Annotated in this window: 18 protein-coding genes and 2 tRNA genes; 5 read left to right on the forward strand and 15 right to left on the reverse strand. The window is 71.4% G+C overall.

Translation table 11 applies throughout. The annotated features are described in order from the left end of the window. Position 1: 1 nt before the first annotated feature. From QF030_RS21035 to QF030_RS21045, 3 genes are all read right to left on the reverse strand, one after another. On the reverse strand, positions 2-376 hold the full coding sequence (locus QF030_RS21035) for an antibiotic biosynthesis monooxygenase family protein (RefSeq protein ID WP_307164204.1): 375 nt from the start codon (positions 374-376) through the stop codon (positions 2-4). Positions 377-485: 109 nt separating this feature from the next. Next, positions 486-1,361 carry a DUF2797 domain-containing protein gene (locus QF030_RS21040; protein ID WP_307164206.1) on the reverse strand — a complete coding sequence of 292 codons (876 nt, stop codon included), beginning with the start codon at positions 1,359-1,361 and terminating at the stop codon, positions 486-488. Further along, positions 1,282-1,692, reverse strand: coding sequence for an HGxxPAAW family protein (locus QF030_RS21045; RefSeq protein WP_373428906.1), 411 nt, complete (start codon positions 1,690-1,692; stop codon positions 1,282-1,284). The genes QF030_RS21040 and QF030_RS21045 overlap by 80 nt, the downstream gene beginning before the upstream one ends. A gap of 77 nt (positions 1,693-1,769) precedes the next feature. On the opposite strand from QF030_RS21045, the gene QF030_RS21055 reads away from it, so the two are divergent. Then, positions 1,770-2,078 carry a hypothetical protein gene (locus QF030_RS21055; protein WP_307164207.1) on the forward strand — a complete coding sequence of 103 codons (309 nt, stop codon included), beginning with the start codon at positions 1,770-1,772 and terminating at the stop codon, positions 2,076-2,078. Here QF030_RS21055 and QF030_RS21060 read toward each other — a convergent pair. The 7 genes from QF030_RS21060 to QF030_RS21090 all read right to left on the reverse strand — a co-directional run bounded on the left by QF030_RS21060 (position 2,072) and on the right by QF030_RS21090 (position 8,891). Beyond that, complete coding sequence (locus QF030_RS21060; RefSeq protein ID WP_307164208.1) at positions 2,072-2,443, reverse strand: VOC family protein; 372 nt, start codon at positions 2,441-2,443, stop codon at positions 2,072-2,074. The genes QF030_RS21055 and QF030_RS21060 overlap by 7 nt on opposite strands. A 438-nt stretch (positions 2,444-2,881) precedes the next feature. Then, on the reverse strand, positions 2,882-4,072 hold the full coding sequence (locus tag QF030_RS21065) for an HTTM domain-containing protein (protein WP_307164209.1): 1,191 nt from the start codon (positions 4,070-4,072) through the stop codon (positions 2,882-2,884). Continuing rightward, complete coding sequence (locus QF030_RS21070; RefSeq protein WP_373428907.1) at positions 4,062-4,694, reverse strand: DUF5819 family protein; 633 nt, start codon at positions 4,692-4,694, stop codon at positions 4,062-4,064. Before QF030_RS21070 ends, QF030_RS21065 begins: the two co-directional genes overlap by 11 nt. A gap of 217 nt (positions 4,695-4,911) precedes the next feature. Beyond that, complete coding sequence (locus QF030_RS21075; protein ID WP_307164211.1) at positions 4,912-6,279, reverse strand: ice-binding family protein; 1,368 nt, start codon at positions 6,277-6,279, stop codon at positions 4,912-4,914. Between the two features lie 312 nt (positions 6,280-6,591). Beyond that, positions 6,592-7,281, reverse strand: coding sequence for a hypothetical protein (locus QF030_RS21080; RefSeq protein ID WP_307164212.1), 690 nt, complete (start codon positions 7,279-7,281; stop codon positions 6,592-6,594). Between the two features lie 288 nt (positions 7,282-7,569). Further along, the gene (locus QF030_RS21085) at positions 7,570-8,079 is read right to left on the reverse strand and encodes a DUF5994 family protein (RefSeq protein ID WP_307164213.1); all 510 of its coding nucleotides are present in this window, start codon (positions 8,077-8,079) and stop codon (positions 7,570-7,572) included. A gap of 176 nt (positions 8,080-8,255) precedes the next feature. Continuing rightward, complete coding sequence (locus QF030_RS21090; protein WP_307164214.1) at positions 8,256-8,891, reverse strand: DUF5994 family protein; 636 nt, start codon at positions 8,889-8,891, stop codon at positions 8,256-8,258. Positions 8,892-9,707: 816 nt separating this feature from the next. Here QF030_RS21090 and QF030_RS21095 point away from each other — a divergent pair. Next, on the forward strand, positions 9,708-9,971 hold the full coding sequence (locus tag QF030_RS21095) for a hypothetical protein (RefSeq protein ID WP_307167638.1): 264 nt from the start codon (positions 9,708-9,710) through the stop codon (positions 9,969-9,971). 272 nt (positions 9,972-10,243) lie between these two features. On the opposite strand, the gene QF030_RS21100 is transcribed toward QF030_RS21095, so the two are convergent. From QF030_RS21100 to QF030_RS21110, 3 genes are all read right to left on the reverse strand, one after another. Next, the gene (locus tag QF030_RS21100) at positions 10,244-11,116 is read right to left on the reverse strand and encodes a helix-turn-helix domain-containing protein (protein ID WP_307164215.1); all 873 of its coding nucleotides are present in this window, start codon (positions 11,114-11,116) and stop codon (positions 10,244-10,246) included. 360 nt (positions 11,117-11,476) lie between these two features. After that, a tRNA-Arg gene (locus QF030_RS21105) sits at positions 11,477-11,549 on the reverse strand. 195 nt (positions 11,550-11,744) lie between these two features. Then, positions 11,745-11,835, reverse strand: a tRNA-Ser gene (locus QF030_RS21110). Positions 11,836-11,992: 157 nt separating this feature from the next. Here QF030_RS21110 and QF030_RS21115 point away from each other — a divergent pair. Together QF030_RS21115 and QF030_RS21120 are read left to right on the forward strand one after the other, a co-directional pair. Beyond that, complete coding sequence (locus QF030_RS21115) at positions 11,993-12,514, forward strand: SSI family serine proteinase inhibitor (protein ID WP_307164216.1); 522 nt, start codon at positions 11,993-11,995, stop codon at positions 12,512-12,514. A 555-nt stretch (positions 12,515-13,069) separates the two neighbouring features. Further along, positions 13,070-17,560: a hybrid sensor histidine kinase/response regulator gene (locus tag QF030_RS21120; RefSeq protein ID WP_307164217.1), complete on the forward strand. Its 4,491-nt coding sequence runs from the start codon at positions 13,070-13,072 to the stop codon at positions 17,558-17,560. 78 nt (positions 17,561-17,638) lie between these two features. Here QF030_RS21120 and QF030_RS21125 read toward each other — a convergent pair whose 3' ends face one another. Then, entirely contained in the window at positions 17,639-18,223 is a 585-nt protein-coding gene (locus QF030_RS21125; RefSeq protein ID WP_307164218.1) for a TetR family transcriptional regulator, read from the reverse strand. Positions 18,224-18,531: 308 nt separating this feature from the next. Here QF030_RS21125 and QF030_RS21130 point away from each other — a divergent pair, with 308 nt between their 5' ends. Then, positions 18,532-19,728, forward strand: coding sequence for an MFS transporter (locus QF030_RS21130; RefSeq protein WP_373428790.1), 1,197 nt, complete (start codon positions 18,532-18,534; stop codon positions 19,726-19,728). Between the two features lie 300 nt (positions 19,729-20,028). On the opposite strand, the gene QF030_RS21135 is transcribed toward QF030_RS21130, so the two are convergent. Next, positions 20,029-21,684: a long-chain fatty acid--CoA ligase gene (locus QF030_RS21135; RefSeq protein ID WP_307164220.1), complete on the reverse strand. Its 1,656-nt coding sequence runs from the start codon at positions 21,682-21,684 to the stop codon at positions 20,029-20,031. Between the last annotated feature and the right edge of the window lie 98 nt (positions 21,685-21,782).

A 21,782-nucleotide genomic window follows, 5' to 3' on the forward strand; every position in this document is an offset into this window, starting at 1 on the left:
CTCAGGACGTGTGTTCCGTGAGGATCGCCTGGGGGGTCCGCTCATACCCGTGGCTGTGTTCCACCTTGGCGATGTGCAAGCAGTACCGCTCGTACCAGTGCGCACGTCCGTACTCCTTGGCCATCCGGTGCTCGGGCTGCATCCGCCACTGCTCGATCGCGTCCAGATCGCGGAAGTACGCGACGGTGATCGCGAGTCCGCCCGGGGTGCGCGCCGAGTCCTCGCCCAGGAACCCCGGGACGTCCTTGACCAGCTCGCCCAGCCGCTCGGCGGTCCCGCCGTACCCCGCGTCCCCCTCGGTGCGCAGGGAGGTGAAGACCACGGCGTAGTAGGGGGGTTGAAAGGCGGCAACAGGTGCTACGCGCTGTTCGCTCATGTCACCCACGATCGACCGGGCGCACCGCCCCGGTCCAGCCTCCTTGCCTAAAGGGATCCTTCCGGGATCCAACTCTTTGCCCGGCGCGTCGCGGGTGCGCGCGTGCCTCTCAGAACAGCCCGTCCTGACGATGGTCCGCCCCGGCCTCGAAGTGCCGTACCGGGAAGCCGGGTTCACCGCCCACCACCGGCATCAGCGGCCACCCCCGTATCAACCGCGTGTCGAGCACGACCACTCCGCCCGGGGCGGCGAGATGCAGATCGGGCCCGGCTGCCGCCACGAGTTCACCGTCCAGCGCTCCCCCGGGGACGAGTTCGCCCACCTCTCCGACCGCCGCCGGTGCTCCGGCCAGCCCGAACGCCCGCACATGATCGACCGGTCGGAAGGGCGCGCGCTCCAACGACTCCGGCCAGCCGCCCAGTTCCACGGCCCGCGCGTACACCGCGCCGATCTCCTCGGCCCGTTCCCCCTCCGTCTCCGGCAGCGCCGCCCGTACCGCGCGCTTCTGGGCGTAGGGAATGCGGTCCGGCACCCGCAGAGCGGCCCGCAGCAACTCCTCCGTGCGCCTGGCGGCCATCAGGGGCCCTGCGCCGAGCCAGCTGAAGCAGACGGCCCCCTGCTCCAGCAACCGCGCCGGGCCCCGCTCGACCGCCGTGATCCCGACCTTGACCAGACCGGGCCCGAACCACGCGAGATACACGCGGTACGGCCGCGGGTCGTCGGCGACCCGGTCCGCGGCCACCGAGTGCGCCCGGTCCAGCCGCGCGCACTCCTCGCACCGCCCGCCCGCGCTCCTCCCCGGCACGACCACCCGCCGGGGACACGCGTGCCCACGAGCCCCGGCACACTCCCGCACAGCTCCCTCCACCACGGCGAAGGAGACCCGCTTCCCCCAGGACAGCGGGCTACGACGCCCTCCGTCCCACCTCAGCTCCGGCCCCTCCGCCGACCACCGCAACCCCGCGCACTTCCATGCCTGTGCCATCACCCACCACGGTAGGCCCAGGCACTGACACCACGGCCGGGACCCTGGACGCACGCCCCGCGAGCCGGCATCCGACACACCCCGGATGACCGCCCCGGGCCCACGGGTCCCGGACCCGCATCCCCCACTCCGACCTCGGCCGAACCCCCGGCGGCTTCCCCCACCCGGCGACATGCAGCCCCCAGGTGACCAGCGCCGCCAGACAGTCGCCCGCGTCCACGCCCTCTACGAGCCGTACTACGCCCGTCTCAACGCCCTCTTCGCGGACTACTCCCCCAAGGAGACCGCCGTCCTGACGGACTGGTTCACCCGTGCCACCACCCTCGCCCACACCTACCGGGAGGAACTCCGCCTGGAGGCGACTGATTGCGGTTGCCGCCCTTCTCCGCCGTACAGCAGGATCGAACGATGTCCCGATCAGCAGGCGCACACACGGCCGACCCGTGCCCCCGGTGCTTCGTCGAGGCGGTCCGCCACGGCAGCCCGTCGACCCTCGCGGGACGCGATGTGGTCCGCTACGGCTGCGATCACTGTGCCCACACATGGACCCGCCCCGTCGAGGACGACCTCGAGGTCCACGACGTCGTCAGGGTCGACCTCCCCGAGGCCACGCTCTACGGAACCGCCTGCCAGGTGGAACCCGACCGCGTCCAGGTACGCGGCACGGGGGGCGCGTGGCTGCTGTGGGTCGAGCGCTGGAGAGTCATCGTCTACTGAACGAGGGTCGTCTTCGGGCGGACCACGCAGAACTCGTTCCCCTCGGGATCGGCCAGCACGGTCCACGACTCGTCGCCGCTCTGCCCGACGTCCGCCCTGCGAGCGCCGAGCCCGAGGATGCGTTCGATCTCCGCCTCCCGGTCCTCCGCCGCGGACGTCAGATCAAGATGCAGCCGGTTCTTGCCCACCTTGCGATCCGGCCCCGGCATGAAGCAGATCCCCACCGGAGCCGCCTCGTCCACCCCGATGACCACCTCCCGCTCCCGCTCGGACAGGATCCGCCACCCCAGCACCTCGGCCCAGAACCGGGCGAGACCGGGCAGATCATGAGCATCGATCACGATGTGATGCAACGAGACGGGCATGCCGGACAGTCTCCCCTCCCCCCTCACCGACGGAAAGGGCCCGGGCCGGTCATGTCTCGCCCCTCGCGCCGGGCGCGCTCTCGACGTCCCGCGGACGGCCCAAGCACCTGCGCGGACGGACTCCTGACACCGTCCGGCCAGGACGCCCTCGATCGCGGCTCTCCCGGCCCAGCAGCGAGGCACCGCCCGCTCCACCTGGTCCGGGGCCGTTGTCAGTGCCGCTTGCCTCTTCCTCGTCCTCGTCCTCGACGGAGCTGTCGGCACCGCCCCGTGTGCCTCTGCGTGCCGTCGTTGCCGTCGTTGCCGTCAGGACTGCCGTCAAATCCGGACCAGCCGACTATCCGCGCCCGTCCCAGCCTCAGCAGACCTGGCCCCTGCCGTGGAAGGGCCCCACTACTTGCAGTGGGGCCCTTCGAGATTGTCCAGCTCGGTTCCGACTCAACTGCTTTTCGGGGGCACCTGGGTGGTGGACGCGGGCTCGGGGAGCGTGGCGTCCTTCCGCCCTGCGGGGAGTACGACTCGATGCTTCGAGCCGAGTACGCCGGGCCCGCCTTGCGCGGGCACGGTCCCGGGTCCTGCTGCTGGCCCGGGTACCGACCCGCTGCTGTCCGTCCGCTGCACCACGCGTCGGCAGAGATGAGGCAGAAAGGTGTAGAAGCGGTCGGGAAGGAACACGGCGTCCGCGACGATCATCGCGCCGGAGAAGAGAGGCAGCCCCATGAGTGCGGCGATGCCGATGTGCAAGCCCAGCAGCATGGCCAGTACGGGGTACTTGAGCCTGCCGAAGAGGACGAACGGGAAGGCCACTTGCAGGAGCACGGTCAGGTAGCCGGCGACGGCGACCACGAGCGGGTACTCGTCTACGAAGTGGGAGATGGCGGGCCAGGGCTGGAACAGTTCGAGGTTCAGGACGTAGTGGAGCGCGGTGCCGCCGCCCCAGGAAGCTCCCTGGACCTTGTACAGGCCGGCTGAACCGTAGAGAACGCAGACCTGCACCGCGATCACGAACATGCCGCAGTTGTGCACCACCGTGATCAAAGCGGTTCGGGCGTCGCGAAGTTGCCGCGCGAAGGGATTCCCGGCCGGTTCCGACCCGCTGCTCGCACGGACCGCCTTCAGCCTGTTTGCGCGTGCGTCCAGGGACCAGCGTCGGCCGCACGCGGTGAGGACGAGGTAGAGGGACATCAGGAGGACCAGGTTGTCGCCGCCGTCCGTCATGAAGATCGCCCGGCTGTGGAACGAGGTCACCACAACGGCGAAGAGGACCGACAGGGCACGGGTTCGCCAGCCCAGCATGAACAGTGCGGCCGTGACCAGCGCCAGCACGTAGCAGAGCTCGAAGTAGGCACGGCTGTCGGACAGGGTCAGAACGCTGAACCAGCCCGTCTGCTCGAAGAGCTGCTGTGCCAGGGCGGGCGTCCACGCGGAACCCGGACCCCAGATCTCGTCACGGTGCGGGAACTCGCGCAGCAGGAAGATCAGGTAGAGCAGTCCGTAGCCGATACGCAGCACCGACGCCGCGTACAAGGAGACCGGGCGGCCGGTCAGGAAGTCCCACCCGGCGGTGATCCGGTCGGCGAGCCACCGGCCGGCGCCGACGGACGCGGACCTCTGTGCGTCACTTTCCATGGCGGGTCACCTTCCACCAGGGCAGCAGCCGGTTCTCGACCGGCGTCGCCGGGCGGTTGCCGGCGGCGGGGCCGGGCGCGGGGATGGGCCGTGTGACGACGCGGAGCTGAATGAAGTCGAAGGCGCCGTCCTCGCGGGCGGCGACACGGTCCGCGGCGATGTTGCCCAGGTACTTCTGCATCATCAGGGCGCGTTCGGTACGCGCCCTGTCGTCCGCTCCGTGCGAGTCGACGTAGCCGGCCCAGGCGCGGCGCAACATGTTCTGTGCCGTGTGGCTCGGGAGCGGATCGTGCACGACGGCGGAGCGGTCCACCGCGGTCAGGTCGAACCAGGGACTCACCCGAACCGATCCGTCGGAACCGGTGTGCGCGGTTCTCGCCAGAATCTGCCGGTTGACGGATTCGGGGTCCGGAGCGAAAAGCCGCCAATTCTGTTCGAAGAAGGGGTACACCCATGCATTGATCAGCGGGCTGTATCTCTTGGAGACGGTGTTGGCCGGTGCCACGTGAAGGAAAACCAGGAATACGTGGACGAAACTCGCCGCCAAGCACAGAGCCACGGCGGTGTACAGCCCTGCTTTCAGTGCGCGGGCGCCTCTCGGCAGCCCGGGGGGCGCGGCCAGGGCGTCAGGACATTCCCGTGTGGCCGGACCGGAGTCGGACTGCTGGATTTCCCGCACGTCCGCTGAGTCGATTCCGCTCGACACCGCCTACCTGTCTTTCTTCATCAGCTGCTCGCGCCTGGCTTTTCGCCGGCTGCCACCGACGGCGCGCGGCGGACTCGCTGAGAATCCCGCCGCGCGCCGTCATCCCGTGAGCGGACCGACCGCAGTGCGCTGTCTAGCCCTCGTAGTCCTTGGAGTGGTCGTCGCCCTGGTGGCCCTGGGGCACGTCGTCGTAACCGAAGTTCTCGTCGGACTGCTTGCCGTGGTCGTCCGGGCGGTGGTCGTCCGGGCGGTGGTCGTCCTTGCCGTGGTCGGACTGACCGTGCTCGTACTTGCCGTGGTCGGACTGACCGTGCTCGTACTTGCCGTGGTCGGACTGACCGGGGTGGAGGTACTGCCCGAGGTCGAGCTTGCCGCCGTGGTCCGGCTTTCCGTTGCCACCGTTGCCACCGTTGCCGCCGTGGCCCGGTCCGCCCGGTCCGCCCGGCGCATGGCCGTTCCCGCCGGGGCCGTTCCCGCCGGTGGTGTTCCCCGCACTGTTGCCCGCGGTGTTCCCGCCGGTGGTGTTCCCGGCGGTGGTGTTCCCGGCGGTGTTGCCCGCGTTGTTCCCGGCCGTGTTGCCCGCGGTGTTTCCGGACGAGTTGCCGGCGGTGTTGCCCGAGGTGCCGCCGGTCCCGACGATGGGCCCGCCCAGGAGACCACCGGTGACGAGGCCACCGCTGACGAGGCCGCCGCCGAGAAGCCCCCCGCTGGTGGTCGTGCCGGCGGTCGTGCCCGTGGTGGTGCCGGTGGTGGTGCCGGTGGTGGTGCCGGTGGTCGTTCCCGCCGTCGCACCACCAGTGGTGGAGGCCGCGCAGCTGCCGAGGAAGATCCGGTTGTTGTTGAGGGTCACAGAACCTACCTCAGCCAGCAACCGGCCCTCGACGTTCGTTCCCTGGTTCACGGTGATCGAGTTCTCGGCCATGAGGGTGCCCACGAAACTGGTGGTGACGCCGAGCGACGCGTCTTCGCCGATCTGCCAGAACACGTTGCACGCCGAAGCGCCGTTGGTGAGGAGGATCCGGCTGGAGGTCGCCGTCGTCAGGGATTCAGGAATCTGGAACACCCAGACCGCGTCGGAGCTGCCCTGACCGTCCAGGACCAGGTCGCCGGTGATGCCGACACCGGCTGTGGCGTGGTAGACGCCGGGAAGCAGCGCCGGACCTCCGCCGATTCCGGCCGGAAGTGCGAAGTCCACGGCTTGGCCCGCGGCGTTGTTGTATGCCACGAGCAGGTCGGCCTTGGCCTGGAGTGCCGCAGCGTCCGCTGCGTGGATGGCGCCTCCCACCTGGCCGGGCGGGAATCCGGTGATGGCCGGGCTCGGGTGCGTCCCGAGGTCGTGGGCGAGCACCGAGTTGCCGGTGTTGGTGACTCCCTGACCCGCCAGAACGGAGTAGCTGGCGGTTGTGCCCAGAGGTACGGGCAAGGCGATCGCCGATGCGGCCGTCGGTGTCAGGAAGACCATCGCAGCGGAAACCGTCGCCGCGAGGGCGGAGGCCAGCACACCGGACAGAGTTCGGCGGCCGGCCACTTGAGGGTTTTTCAGCTTCATCAAAAGGCCATTTTCTGTGGGGGCCGTGGCATACCCGGGCCCTACCGATCACCCGGAAAGCCTTTTCACTGCTGCCGCATATTACGCAGAAATATCCTTGCGTCGGCAGCAATGAAACAGGGGCGTTCCCCACTCATTCAGACAGCGGACAGCGCTGTGTTAATACGCTGATTCGCAATTATGACCGCGCGGCATACCCCCGGAACGGGCGGAGCCGTCGGCCATGCGATGCCCCGCCGGAAGCACCGCACGGAGTGCCGTTCGTCAGCCATGCCGCTGGGTGCGGTTCTCGTGGGCGAGCCCGTCCAGGTGGGTGGCCGTAGGCGGCCCGAGCCCGAAGGGAAGGACCAGGGCTCGCAGCACCACGGGGTCCGACGGCCGGAGGAGTTGCTGGTCCGACGGCCGACGAACCAGCCCGATGTCCTGCCAGCCCCACGACAGGAAGGCGTTGCAGACCGCCGAGTCGGCTTGTTCCACCAACGTCGCCCCGAGCGAGGCGTGATGGTCGGCGAGCAGGCGGTGCTGAAGGCGGCGGGCGAGGCCTTTGTCGTCCGCGTGGGGGTGAACCACTGTCTCGGTGATCGCGAAGACGTGCCCGGACGCCGTGAGTTGTTCGACGCTCCGCGGAAGGGGCCCGTCGAAACCCCGCCACCACGTCCCCTCGCGCCGTACCGGGAACCCGTAGACGCACCCGGCGAAAGCGGTGCTCTCCGCGATCAGCAGGGCGAAACCGGGCCGCCGGATGGCTTCTGTAAGGCGTCGCAGGAACGCCTCCCGGCCCCGGTACCCCTCGCCGGGCTGCGCCCGGGAGGACTCCACGTACAGATCGGCCAGATCCTCCCGGAGGGTCTCGGCCTGCCAGCGGTTCAGCCGGCGCAGACGTAGCGCGTCCTGGGCGGACGATGTGCTTCCGTCACCGGACGACGGCTGCTGCCGCCCGGGCGGGGGAGTCACCGTGCACCGCCCGCGGCAGCGGGAATCCGACCCGGTCGCGCCCCGGCCGTGGCCAGGTCCGTCTCTCCCGCGTGGGTGATCAGAGCACGGGTGCTGCGTTCGTGCCGGTAGACATTCAGTTGGGGAAGGGCCATGGCTCCTCTGTTCGGACACATGGGGGTGCGCGTGCGCGGTGGCGAACAGGCATGGACTCCTGTTTCGATGAACCGAGGTGGTGCCCTCGGTCCCTGAACGCGGTGGCTGGAGGCGGGCTCCGGAGCCGGAGTGCGCGATGAGCGGTCCGGCCGGCTACCAGCCGGGAGCACCGGGCAGCACGCGGGTCCGGTCGGCGGGGCTGACGCCGGTGGCGGTCAGGATCCGTTCGGCCGAGGCATCGTTGTCGTCTCGTACAGCCATGGCCATCGCGGCGCGAGCGAGCGGGGGAGCCGTCTGCGGAGGGATCACCAGGAACATGAAGTGGTCCTGGTCGCCCCGAGTGACGATCATGGTGTCGTCGCCGACGGCCGACCAGTCGATGCGGACGGTCCGGCCGTCCACGGACAGATGGCCCGGTCTTTCGTCCCAGGCGCCCGCGTCGAGGCCGACACGGGCGAGCGGACCCAGCCGGTCGGTCAACGCCGCGAGCAGCCCGGACAGTTGACTGTCGAGGTCACGTGACCGCGGCCACCACGCGCCGTCGAACGTCCCCGTGCGTTTCGGCGTCGTCTCCATCCGCAGGACCGCGATGCCGGGGACCATCGGCTCCCTGTTGGTGTCCGCCAGGAGCCTGGCGGGGGTCATGGGGGTCATGGGGGTCATGGGGACTCACCTCACTCCCTTCCGGGTGCCGTGTCGCCGCCCAGACCACCCAGCAGCGGCCTCGGTGGAAGGTGGCGGCCCCATCGCGTGCTGCCGGTTGGCCAGGCGGATGAGGAGCACACCCAGAGCGATCATCGCCATGATGACGACCACGGTCGCGAAGGTTTCCATGGCCGTCACATCCCCGTCGGCCGACCCGGGGTCGCGGCGGGTACCGCGGCTCGATCTCCGCGCTCGGCCCTGGCCGCCCGGATCCGTGGCCACACGGCGGGATCGCGGGCCCCGTGCCCTCCCTCAGAGTCCCAGACCGCCTCCAGGGACCGGTCGCTCTCCGTCGCCTTCCGCAGGCGCGCGGCCTGTTCCATCAGCCGGCTCGCGGTCGAGGTGCCCAGGGGGCTGCTCGCGGCGGACATCAGCCAGGCGGCCGAGACGGGGTCCGTCGGCGGCGGGACCACCAGGAGGTTCCAGCGGCCCACACGGTAGGAGAGCAGGAGCAGTTCGTGCGGGTCCTGCTCGGCGAGGAACCAGCCCACGTGCACCACGTGCCCGGCGACGGGCACCTTGCGCGGGACGACCGGCCAGTGGGTGGGGTTCACCGTGACCCGGGTGATCCGCCCCCACAGCGGCTCCAGGGCGGCCGTCAGCATCGGGAGTTCCGTCCCGAGATCGCGGGAGCGGGGCCACCATGCGCCGTCCAGGAGGGCCGGCGCGGCGTCGGCAGGCGCCAGCGAGAGGCGGAGAGAGGAAGCAACAGGAGAGGACGACGAGAGCCGGTCCTCGGGTGTCGGCGAGCGGGAGATGGTCGCAGTCATGACGCGGACCCTGCCCCGGGGCGACCACGGTCGGCCCGGCCTATTCGATCGCCGAAAACGACACGAGCGTGGCAGCCGGTGCGCGAAATATCCTCGGTACCTTCGAGCGTACCCCTCGGCCGGGCCGACGGACCCTCCCGTCGGTTGATGAACCCGCACCGTGCGCTCCTCCTCCCCCACCGGCTCCGTACGGCCCCGTCCCGAGGCACTGTCCGGAGCCGACGAGTGCTCACCGAGCCGGAGGCACACGGCGCCCGGCAACGAGGGCGAGGTCCCCGCGAGGTGCCCCGGACGGACGCGTCGTGGGTGAGCACGGCCGGTCGGACGCTCCACCCGCAGGGGCCTTCCAGCGGAGTAGGGTCGGGAGTACCGGGAGCACCTCGCACACCGGAGTCAGATGCTGGTGCCGTTCTCGGCGAGCGACAGGACCGGAACGTCGATGACGAGCCCGGGGACAGGTGCGCACCATGACCGCGAAAGCAGAGTCGAAGCCTCCACCGAACACGGCCTCTCCGGCGTGCTCCGCACGAGGGAGGTGAGGACGTGGAGACCGTCGTCACGACGGCACTGATCATCGCCTTGATCGTCATGGGAGCCGCCCTGATCCATCAGCTCAACGCGCAGCACGACGCGAGGATCGCGGGCTATCGGTACGGCGATGCGCTGCCGGGGATCGGCCGCCTGCGGGCGAAGAACCGACGAGCGGCAACGCCTTCCGCGTCGCCCGCCGTCGACGACGCCGAGCCGGGCGGCACGACGGATGATCCGGCCGGTTCCCCGACGGAAACCGTGGGCAGGCCGGAACGGAGTCACATCGTGGAGTCACCGGAACCGCCCTCTGCCGGGAACGTCGACGTGCGTCTCATCGCCTCGTCACCCGAGGCCGCCCGCCGAGTCGCGGAGGTTCTCCGTCGCTGCTTCGCCTCGTCCGAGCAGCGCAGCTATCCCGTCAGCACGGAAACCGGCGGAACCCGCCTCCACCTGACGGTGGACACCGCCCGCGCAGCAGAACCCGCGCGCTCCTGGCTGGTCACCAGTCGGTCCTCCGGAAACGGCCGCACGCAAACCGACGAGACCTGACCCACGAGGGCCGCGAGACAGCCTGTGCCCGAAATGTGCACCGGGCATAGCATGGAAGAGGGTCGGCACACTCTCACGTGCGACCGGCCCGGAAGGGCGACCCCGGTGTGTATACGCCGGGGTCGTTGACGCACGGGCGACCTGGACCGGTTGCCGTGTCTCACCGACGGCCTGTTCGGGTGAACACCGGGCCGGCGGAGAACAGCTCGGTGAGGGCACTGATCGACTGGACCACTCGGATCCTCCGCGATCGCCTCCAGGGACGCCCGCATTCAGGCATGGATCGCCGCGTCGGCGTACGCCCCGGCGAGGTGGGTGATGAATTCGCGGCTGCTGACCGGGGTGAGGGCCTGCGCCTGGAGGTGGTCGTACATCGCGTTGTAGTGCCGCACGTCGGACGGCTTGTCCAGGTAGAGATCGCTGGTGAACCGCGCCACGTACACCACCGCTGCCCCGGGGCTGTCGGCGAACCGCAGAACGGAGAACTGTCCTGACAGGCCCGGGTGGGCGCCGGCCGTGTAGGGAAGGACCTGCACCGTGATGTTCGGCTCCGCGCTGAGTGCTTTCAGGTGCTCCAGTTGTTCATGCATGACGTCCGGGCTGCCGATGACGCGGCGCAGCGCCGATTCGTCGAGGACGACCCACAGGCGCAGCGGGAAGGCCGGGTCGTAGATCCGATGCTGGCGGCGCAGCCGGACCTTGAGTTGCGTGGCGGCCTGTTCGGCAGTGAGCCGTGGGACCGTCTCCCCGATGACAGCCTGGGCGTAGGCGGGGGTCTGCAGCAGATCGGGCACCATCGTGGGCGCGTGAGTGTGCAGCGAAGCGGCGTCCGTCTCCAGGCCGATGTAGACACGGTCGGAGAGGTCGCCGTAGGGGTGCCACCAGCCCCGCTGCGCGGATTCCCTGGCCATCTCCATCAGGGAGTCGATGAGATGCTCGTCCATCACTTCGTAGATGTCGCACAGGTCGCGCACATCCCGTGGGCTGATGGCGCGGTTGCCGTTCTCCAGGTGACTGATCTTGGGCTGGGAGACCATGAGCCGCTCAGCCACTTCTGTGCTCTTCAACCCGCTGGCCACGCGGAGCCGGCGAAGCTCGGCCCCCAGACGGCGTCTCCTGACAGTGGGATTGGTCTTCGCCGCCACGCGCGGTGTACCTCCGGCTCCAAATAGCTGTGTCACCAGGCAGGTTGCCACGGCACGAGGGCTGCCGATGATGCGCAATGCCGCCGTGATCGTCAGCAGTCGAAACGGACTCTTACATTGGCAATTGCCGCGCCCCGGTGCGGCGCCGGGATGTGCCGAAGTGCCGGCTGATCTCCACGCCAGGGGCCGGGCGCACGGCGACGTGCCTGCCGGCTGAAGGAAACGCTTGCTCGGGTCAGGAGCGAGGTCGTGAAGGCGGTACGGGTGGCCGGGTCCCTGGCCATGGCTACCGGCCCCCACTGACACTCAAGGCAAAAACCAGAGGCCCTGAGGAGTGATCCTCAGGCCTCTGGACAACTGTGCACTCGGCAGGATTCGAACCTGCAACCTTCTGATCCGTAGTCAGATGCTCTATCCGTTAAGCTACGAGTGCTTGTTATTCGGTTTTTCTGTCTCCGCTCTCGGCCCTTGCGGCCCGCTCGCGGCGACAGGAAGAACATTACATGACTGCCGCCGACATGTGAAATCCGTTTGCCATACCGCTTGTGAGCTGCGGAAACGCCTCTCTGAGGGCACTCTCGGAAACGACGAAGCCCCGGTCGTGTGGACCGGGGCTTCGGTGATCGCGCGGAGGCGGAGGGATTTGAACCCTCGATGGGATTGAAGTCCCAAACCGCATTAGCAGTGCGGCGCCATAGACCGGACTAGGCGACGCCTCCAGCACAACCGCTCGCGTGTGGGCGAGTGGTGCGTGCAGATGATGACACAGTCGAGCGGCGTGTCACCAATCGGCGTCCACGGTACTAGGCAGGTGGGTCGCAGGGCAAAGCGGTTGGCGGGGCGCAACGTCGTCGGGGGCTCGGCGTTAGTCCTGTCATGTTCCAGGTCACCCCGCTCCGACGGCTCGCCGTCGCCCTCTCCGCCGCCGGTGCCGTCGTGGTCGCCTCGTGCGCCACCGGGCCTGTCACCGCCTACGCCTCCGGAACGGCCGAGGCCGTCACGGCCCTCGCCGACGTCACCTCCCTCGCGCCTCCGCCCGCCCGGGAGGAGGACCGGGTCTCCGGTGATCACCTCACGGTCACCGTCCGGCACGCCGACGGGCGCTCGGACGGGACGTTCCAGGTGTACTGCCACCCGGCAGGCGGCAGTCACCCGGACGTGGGAGACGCCTGCCGCGCCGTTGACCGCAACACCCGCTGGGGCCGGGACGTCTTCGCGCCCGCGCCGGAGGACGGCGTCTGCACCATGCGGTACGGCGGGCCGGCCACCGCCCACGTCACGGGCCGCTGGGCCGGGCGCCCGGTCGACGCGACGTACGACCGCAGCAACGGCTGCCGGATCGAGCGGTGGGACCGGCTCGTGCCGCTGCTGCCCGACCTGCGCCCGGCCACCCGCTGACGCACGTCCGGTGTACGAAGCCTCGGATCCGAGGCCGCGTCCGGTGTCCAGGGCCTCGGATCCGTGGCCCTGCACCCGATGACTCGACGGCCCGATGACTCGACGGCCCAATGCCCCGACGGCCGGGTGCCCCGACGGCCCGATGCGGCGATGCGGCGATGCGGCGATGCGGCGATGCGGCGATGCGGCGATGCGGCGATGCGTCGATGCGTCGATGCGCGAGTGTTCGCGGCGGTCCTCCGTCTTCGTTGTCGTGCTCGTACAGGTGACTACAGGGGACGCGTGGCGGAAGCACCGGTTCCGTAAAGGTCGCGCGAAGGTCCCGCGAAGTATGGGCAGGCGGCGGGGCTGGCGCGGGGCGGTCCGCCGTGCGCAAGGACAGGCCACGACGGGTGCGGACACACGTTCTGTGTCACTTCGTCGTGCGAGCTCCCTCTCATCCGGCGCCGCCGACGGGACCCCAGCCCTTAGACTCCCTCGCGTGACACGGTGCGGGCCGGTTGGCAAGATGGCCCGAACGGTCGGCAAGGTGCGGTAACAGGGAGGAAGCGACTCGTGAGCAGCAGGCCATCCCGAGGCGCTGCTCGCCTCGCAGCCATACTCGACGCGCTCCCCGATGCGTTGGTGCTGGTCAACGCCAACGGGACCGTCGTCAACGCGAACACCATCGCGCTCGAGGCGTTCGAGACCCCGGGCACCGCACTGGTCGGCCGGGGGCTGCTCGACCTGCTGCCGCAGTTCGACTCCAAGCTCATCCCGGGGTCCATGCGGCGGCCCGATCACATGGACCCGCGCGGGCGGACCAAGCCGACCCGGATGGTCGCGCGCCGGACCGACGGCAGCGAGTTCCCGGTCGAGGTCACCAGCGCCAACCTCGAGAACGGCCAGCAGGCCTACGACGGCTACGGCTACTCCTCCGCCTCCGACGAACTGCTGATGCTCGTCGTACGCGACCTGTCCGGGACCGTCGACACCGAGGCCGAGCTGGCGCGTTCGCAGCGGCAGACCGAGATGATCCTGAGGGCCGCCTCCGAAGGCGTCGTGGGCACCGACACCGACGGGCGGATCGTCCTCGTCAACCCGGCCGCCGCCCAGATACTGGGGTACCGGGCCAGTGACCTCGGCGCCAAGGAGCTGCACACCCTCGTGCTGCACTCGCGCGCCGACGGCTCGCCGTTCCCGTACGACGAGTCGCCGCTCGCCGACACCCTGCGCTCCGGCCGCAAGCACCGGGTGCGCGGGCAGGTGCTGTGGTCCAAGAGCGGGGACAGGGTCGCGGTCGATCTGACGACCGCGCCCGTGCGCGACGGTGATCAGCTCGTCGGCGCCGTCATGACCTTCACCGACCGCCGGCCCTTCGACGCCCTCGCCGAGGAGAAGGACGGCGTCGAGAAGCGGCACGCGGAGGAGTTGGAGAAGCTCTCCGAGGAGCACGCCTCCGATCTCACCGCGCTGCGCCAGCAGCACGTCGCCGAGCTCGAGGAGCTCCGCGAGCGGCACGAGGAGGAACTCGCGGCCGGCGAGGAGCGCTACGCCTCCCTCGGCGAGCGCGAGAAGGACCGGTACGAGGCGCTCGCCGGGCGGCACGAGCAGCTGCTCACCCTGCTCGGGGAGTCCCTGCGCGGGCCCCTCGACGAACTGCGCCGCGAGCTGGCCGCGCTCGCGGCGGACGACGCCGGTCAGCTCTGGCCCGAGGCCAACCAGGTGCTCCACCACCTGTCCGCCGGTTACTCGCGGATCACCACCCTCATCGACAACGTGCTCGGCTACCAGCGCCTGGACACCGGGGCGGAGGTCGTCGCCCGGTCGAAGGTGATGCTCGACGCCGTGGTCGCCGCCGGTGTCGACGGCGCGGTGGATCTCATCGGGCCGGGACGGGTGCAGTTCGCCGTGCACGCGCCGCCCATCGAGGCCGAGGTCGACGCGCGGCTCCTCGCGACCGCGCTCGCGCACCTCGTGGCCGACGTCGCGGGCGTCGACGCCACCGGCAACGCGCCCGTCTCGGCGGGCGGTTACATGGACAACACGGTCGTGGTGGCGGCCGCCCAGCGCGGCGAGGTCGTACGCATCGAGGTGCGCGGGCCCTACGCCGGCGGCGACCCCGTGCACGAACCGATCGTGCGGGGGATCGTGCGGGCGCACGGAGGCGTGCTCCAGACGCACGAGGTGCCGGGCATGAGCGGCAGCGCGTACGTGCTCGAGGTGCCGTTGGGCGGTGGCGCGGGGGCCGTGGCGGCTCCGGCGGCCATGGCTCTGCCCGCGCTCGCGGCCGGTGACGGGCCCGCCCCGGCGGCTCCCGCGGCCGCCATGGCCGCGGAGGAGGACGTTCCGGACGAGTACGGCGCCGCTGGGCGCCGACGGGCCCGGCGGGCCTCCGTGGACGCCTTCCTGGAGGGTGACGTCCCGGGCGCGGAGGGCGGCGCCGAAGTGGAGCCGACGGTTCCGACCGGACGGCGGCGCAGGCGGGCCGGGGCCCCGGCCGCGGAGGAGACGCCGGCCGAGGTGTCGCCCGTCGCGGACGAGGCCGAGGGAGCGGAGGGCTCCGGCGGCACCGGACGGCGGCGTGGGCGGTCTGCCGAGGTCGCCGTCATGGGGGCCGACGCGGGGATGCTCCCAGGGGTCGACGGAGCGGTGAGCGAGGGCGCCGTCGTCACCGCCGCCGAGCACGCGGCGGGGACCGCGGCCTCGGGCACGGGACTCGGCGGCACCGTTCCGCCGCAGGGCGTACCGGCGCCGGGTGGCCAGCGTGCCCCCCACGCACCGGACGGCCGGCAGCCGCAGAACGCGTTGCAGCCCGCCCTGCCGGCGCTCGCGGGCGCACCGGCCGAGGCGCCGGGGACGGGTCCGGGAGCCCTGACCCGGGCGGAGACGGAGGACGGGCAGCCGACGGGCAGGCGACGGCGCGCACTGGCCGCCGCCAACGAGCGTGCCGCCGCGCAGGAGGCCGGGCCGCGCTCGGTGTTCGCCCTGCCCCCCGCGGACGCCGACCGGGTGCCGGACGGCTCCGTCGGCACGACTGCGGCCGCCCAGCCCGCACAGCCTGCCCAAACCGCCCAGCCAGCCCGGGCCGTAGGGCCGGTCCCGGTGCCCGGTTCGGTGCCGGGTGCGGTTCAGGCGCCCACCCAGGCACCGATTCCCGCGCAGGCACCGGTGCCCGTTCAGACACCGATTCCCGCGCAGGCACCAGTTCCCGTTCAGGCTCAGGCGCCGGTCCAGGCTCAGGCGCCGGTCCAGGGCGCCGAGGGTTCCGGGCTCGACCACGGGCGGCACGACGCCGTCCCGCACGACCAGGCCGACGACCACACCCCGCCCCAGCCGCACCCCACGAACGCGCCCACGGGTCGCCGTCGACGGGCCGTCGCGCAGGCAGGGGAGGGCGCCGCCCCGGCAGCACAGGTTCAGCCGCAGCCCCAGGCGCCGTCCCAGCCGCGGCAAGCGGGGCAGCCCGTCGCCGCCGCGCAGCCGGTTCCGCCGGTCGCGCCCGTCCCTGGGCAGCCGCTGCCGGGGCAGCCGACCGCAGGTCCGCCGCTCCCCGCGCAGGCGGTTGCGGGCCAGGCGGCCCCCGGCCCCGTGCCGAACGTGCCCGGACCGGGTCAGCCGCTTCCGGCCGAGGCAGCGCCTGCCGCGGCCCCCGCGGCGACGCAGCCCGCACCGGCAACGCCCAGCGGTGGTACCCCGCTCCCGCCCGAGACCGGCGCCGGACAGCCGCGCGCGGCTCAGCCGTTGCCCGCGGAGGCCGCAACGGGCCGGCCCATGGACCCCAACTCGACGCAGGGGCGGGCGATCAGCGTGCGCACCCTGGGTCAGGGCGTGCCGTTCACCCGGCAGGCCGCGCAGGTTCAGCAGGCACAGCAGTTGCACCAGGCACAGCACACCCAGCAGGCGCAGCACGCCCAGCAGGCGCAGGCGCTGCGGCCCTCGCAGCCGGGGCTGCCGACGGCGCAGGCCACCGCCACCCCCGCTCCGCACGCCCCCGGCGGTTCCGGACGGCGCCGCAAGCTGGGCACTCCGCCCGACCCGGCGACGCGCCCGGAGCAGACGGCGCGTCCGCACCCGTCGGCCGAGCAGCCCGTCGCGGCGCAGGCCCCGGCACAGCCCGTCACGGCAGCCACGCCCGCGGCCGCGCCGGCACCCGTACCGCATCCCTCCCTGGCGGGTCAGTCACGGCTCGTGCCCGGTGGGCCGGGGACCGAGGGCGCCGGACGGTCGTACGCCATAGGGGCGCCGGACGAGAACGCCGCCGAGGGGCCCGAGCCGCTGGACGGTCCCGGTGGGGCCGTCGAGGTGGCGGATCCGCCGCGGCCGCAGCTCCTGGACGACGAACTGCCGCCTGAGCCGCTGGACAACCCGCGTCGGCTGCTGGTGTGGCCGGCGCCGGACGTCAGTACGCAGCAGGCGCTCAGCGACCGCGGCTACCGGCCGGTGATCGTGCACTCGCGCGAAGAGGTCGACGCGCAGATCGCCGCCTTCCCGGCCGCGCTGTTCGTGGACCCGTTGACCGGGCCGATCACCCGTACCGCGTTGCAGTCGCTTCGTACGGCAGCGGTGGCCGCGGAGGTTCCCGTGCTGGTCACGGCGGGGCTCGGACAGGCGACGCGCGAGGCGGCGTACGGCGCCGATCCCGCCGTCCTGCTGAAGGCCCTCGCGCCGCGCGACAGCGAGCAGCATCCGCCGCGGGTGCTGCTCATCGAGGAGCACGCCGAGATCGCCCTCGCCCTGACGTCCACGCTGGAGCGGCGCGGGATGCAGGTGGCGCGGGCGGCGAGCGACGCGGACGCCGTCACGCTCGCCGGGCAGCTGCGGCCGAACCTGGTCGTGATGGACCTGATGCAGATGTCCCGGCGCCATGCCGGGATCCTCGACTGGCTGCGGGCGAACGGCCAGCTCAACCGCACGCCGCTGGTCGTCTACACGGCTGCCGTCGACCCGGCGGACCTGCCGCGGCTGGCGTCGGGGGAGACGGTCCTCTTCCTCGCCGAGCGGTCGACGAGCGCCGAGGTGCAGACCAGGATCGTGGACCTGCTGGCCCGCATCGGCACCAACTAGGCCCGTGCGACCCGGCCCACCGGGCGCCCGGGCCCACCCGTCCTACCGGGCCCACCCGTCCTACCGGACCTACCGGACCTACCGGGCGACCATCCGCCGCGCCGCCTCCTTGATGGAGGCGCGCAGGCGGTCGCGGTCGGCGTCCTCGGAGCCCGCCAGGATGCGGCTCATCTGCGGGACGAACGCAGCCCAGTTGGCCATGGCGATCAGCAGGAAGAAGAGGTCGCGGGCCGGGATCGCGTCGGAGATCACTCCCCTGTCCTGCGCGTCCTGCACGGCGGCGACCTTGAGCGCGTAGTGCTTCTGGCGTTGCGCCTCGTCGGGCAGCAGCTCGGTACTGCCGTACTCGATGCCCTCCCAGTACAGGAGGCGCAGGAGCTCGGGGTGGGCGGCGTGGTAGTCCATCAGCCGGTCGAGCCAGCCCTCGATGTCGTCCGGGTCGACCGGGACGGCGGAGGCGAGGTCCACCATGGAGCGACCGAGGACCTGGGAGAACAGCTCGGCCTTGTTGCCGAAGTAGGCGTAGATGAGCTGCTTGTTCGCCTTGGCTTCGGCGGCGATGCGGTCGATTCGGGCGCCCGCGATGCCGTAACGGGCGAACTCCGCGACGGCGGCGTCGAAGATCCGGGCGCGGGTGGCCTCGGGATCCCTGGTGGTTGCCATGGAGCCATCGTAGCGAGAGCAGCCAACCAACTAGTTGGTTGACAGGGAATTCACTCCCGCTCCAGACTGTTCTCCCTCCGTTCCAACCAACTGGTTGGTTGCCGGTCGGGCCAGATGCCGGATGCCGCCCCGACCCCCAAGCCCAGCGACAAGCCAATAAGCCAGATGTCAGATGTCAGATGTCGGAGTGGGAGCACCGCACCATGTCGCCCGAAGTCACGGAACCCCGAGCAGTCCGAGAAGCTGCGGAAGCCGCACGAACTGCGGAAGCCGTGGAAGCCGTGGAAGCCGTAGAAGCCGTAGAGGCTGTGGAGGCAGTAGAAGCGCGGGGAGTCGCGCCCTCGGGGGCCACGGGTCGCCGCAGGGAACTGCTCCTCGTCCTCATCGCCCTCTGCACCGCCGTCACGGCCGCCAACATCTACCTCGCGGCCCCGCTGCTCCCCCTCATCGCCCACGACTTCGGCTCGGCGCCCTCGGCCGTGGCCTGGATCGCCTCGGTCGCCCAGTTCGGCTACGCGGCCGGTCTGCTCGTCTTCGCCCCGCTCGGCGACCGCGTGAACCGGCGCCGTCTGGTCGCCGTCCTCTCCCTGGTCACCGCGGCGGCCCTGGTCGCGGCGGCCGCGGCCGCCGGGACCGGAGCGCTCGCCGCCGCCGTGTTCGTCGCCTCGGCCGCGACCGTGGTCCCGCAGCTTCTCGTGCCGCTGGTCGCCGCCCGCGCTCCCGCCGACCGGCGCGCCCGGCACGTGGCCGCCGTCATCGCCGGGCTGTTCACCGGCATCGTCGCGGCACGCGTCCTCGGCGGGCTCGCCGGGCAGGCCTTCGGCTGGCGGACGGTGTTCGTGGGCGCGGCCGTGCTCACCACGGTCCTGGGCCTGCTGACCGCGGCCGCCCTCCCCTCCGAACGCCACCGCCTCCGCGAAGGGCACCTCTTCGCCGGCCTCACCGCGATGCCAGGCCTGGTGCGGCGCTCGCCCGACCTGTGGCGGGCCTGCGTGCGGCAGGCCGGGATGTACGGCGCGTGGAGTGCGTTGTGGACCTCGCTGGCCCTGCTGCTGACGGGCGAGGAGCCCTACGGCCTGTCGACCGCGACCGCCGGCCTCTTCGGCCTCTTCGGGCTGGCGGCCAGCGTCGTCGCACCGCTGGCGGGCGGTCTGGTCGACCGCTTCGGGGCGGCGAAGGTCGTACGCAACGCGTATCTTCTCGCCGCCGTCTCGGTCCCGCTGTTCTGGCTGGGCGGGCAGGTGCTCGTGGCCCTCTTCGTGGCCGCGATCGTGATCCACGCGGCGCTCGTCGCCTCCCACGTCGCCAACCAGACCCTCGCCCTGACGACCACCTCCGCCCCGGCCACCGCGAACAGCGCCTATGTCGTCGCGGGGTTCGCCGGCGGCGCGACCGCCTCGGCCCTGGCCGGCCTCGCCTTCACCCACTTCGGCTGGGGTGGCGTCGTCGCGGTGGCGGGCGCGTGGCTGCTCCTTGGCTGGACGGCCACGGCCGTACGCCGGTGACGGCCGTACGCCGGTGACACCGACCCACGAGCGTGAAGGCCGCCCCCAGGGCATGAGGGCCGCCCATGGCCATGAGGGCCGCCCATGGTCATGAGGGCGGCCCACGGTCCATGGCGGCCTACGAGCGGAAGAACGGCGTACGCCGGGCAGGGCGCGCGAGAACCGTGACCGGCGGCGTACTCGACACCCGTGAACGACCGCGCCGGCCGACGCGACCGGTGCCGTGTTCGGTGTGTCGTGTTCGATGCCGCGTCTGGTGCCCTGTCGGCTACCGCTGCCGCTGTCGCGGCTCGGTCGAGGTCAGAGCCGGGTGATGTCCAGCTCGCCCTCCGCGTACTGCCTCCGCAGCACCTTTTTGTCGAACTTGCCCACGCTCGTCTTCGGGACGGACTCGATGATCGTCCAGCGCTCCGGGAGCTGCCACTTGGCGATCTGCCCCTCGGCGGCGAGGAAGGCGCGCAGGGCCTCGAAGTCCGTGGTGGCGCCCTCCCTGAGGACGACCGTGGCCAGCGGGCGCTCGCCCCACTTGTCGTCCGGGACGGCCACGACGGCGGCCTCGGCGACGTCGGGGTGGGACATCAGCGCGTTCTCCAGGTCCACCGAGGAGATCCACTCGCCGCCGGACTTGATGACGTCCTTGGCGCGGTCGGTGAGCGTGAGGAAGCCGTCGGGGGAGATGGTGCCGACGTCGCCCGTCTTGAGCCAGCCGTCCTCGCTGAACTTGTCGGCGGGGCGCAGGGGCTCGCCGTCGGGGCCGTTGTAGTAGGCGCCGGCGATCCATGTGCCGCGTACCTCGAGCTCGCCCGCGGACTCGCCGTCCCAGGGGAGGCGTTCGCCACCGGGGCCGGTGAGGCGGCCCTCGACACCGGCCGGGAAGCGGCCCTGCGTGAGGCGGTAGCCGAGTTCCTCGTCGGTGCCGACCGCGTGGGCCGGCGGACGGGCGACGGTCCCGAGCGGGGAGGTCTCCGTCATCCCCCAGGCGTGACAGACCCGCATGCCCAGCTCGTCGAAGGCGGTCATGAGGGAGGGCGGACAGGCCGATCCGCCGATGGTGACCTGGGTGAGCGAGGAGACGTCGCGCGGCTTGGCGGTGAGCTCGGCCAGCAGGCCCTGCCAGATGGTGGGGACGGCGGCCGCGTGGGTCGGCTTCTCGCTCTCGATCATCTCGGCGAGGGGCGCGGGCTGGAGGAAGCGGTCCGGCATCAGCATGTTGATCCCGGTCATGAAGGTGGCGTGCGGCAGACCCCAGGCGTTGACGTGGAACTGCGGGACGACGACGAGCGAGGTGTCCTGGTCGGTCAGGCCCATCGACTCGGCCATGTTCACCTGCATGGAGTGCAGGTAGATCGAACGGTGGCTGTAGACCACGCCCTTGGGGTCGCCCGTGGTGCCGGAGGTGTAGCACATGGCGGCGGCCTGGCGTTCGTCCAGCTCGGGCCAGTCGTAGGTCCGCGGCTTGTCCGCGATCAGCTCCTCGTACTCGTGCACGCGCGCGTGGGCGCCCTCGAGGAGCGAGCGGTCGCCCGGACCCGAGACGACGATGTGCTCGAGGGTGGGCAGCTTCGGCAGCAGGGGCGCGAGCAGCGGGAGCAGCGAGCCGTTGACTATGACGACCTTGTCGGCTGCGTGGTTGACGATCCACACCAGCTGCTCGGCCGGGAGGCGCAGGTTGAGGGTGTGCAGCACCGCACCCATGGAGGGGATCGCGAAGTACGCCTCGACGTGCTCGGCGTTGTTCCACATCAGCGTCGCCACCCGGTCGTCGCCGCGGACGCCGAGGTCGTCGCGCAGGGCGTTCGCCAGCTGCACCGCCCGGGTGCCCGCCTCGGCGAAACTGCGCCGCTGCGGCTCGCTCTCACCCGTCCAGGTGGTGATCCGGGAGCGGCCGTGCACCTGCACACCGTGCTCGAGAATGCGGGTGACGGTCAGCGGTACGTCCTGCATGGTGCTCAGCACGGCGTCCTCCCATGGCGGCGACATTGCCTACGCGGTGGTAACGGTTGTGCTGATTCTGCGCACATACCGCGCGGTATGTCACTAGGGAGCGGTGATCG

Source organism: Streptomyces rishiriensis (assembly GCF_030815485.1).
In the GTDB taxonomy this organism is placed as follows: Bacteria; Actinomycetota; Actinomycetes; order Streptomycetales; family Streptomycetaceae; genus Streptomyces; species Streptomyces rishiriensis_A.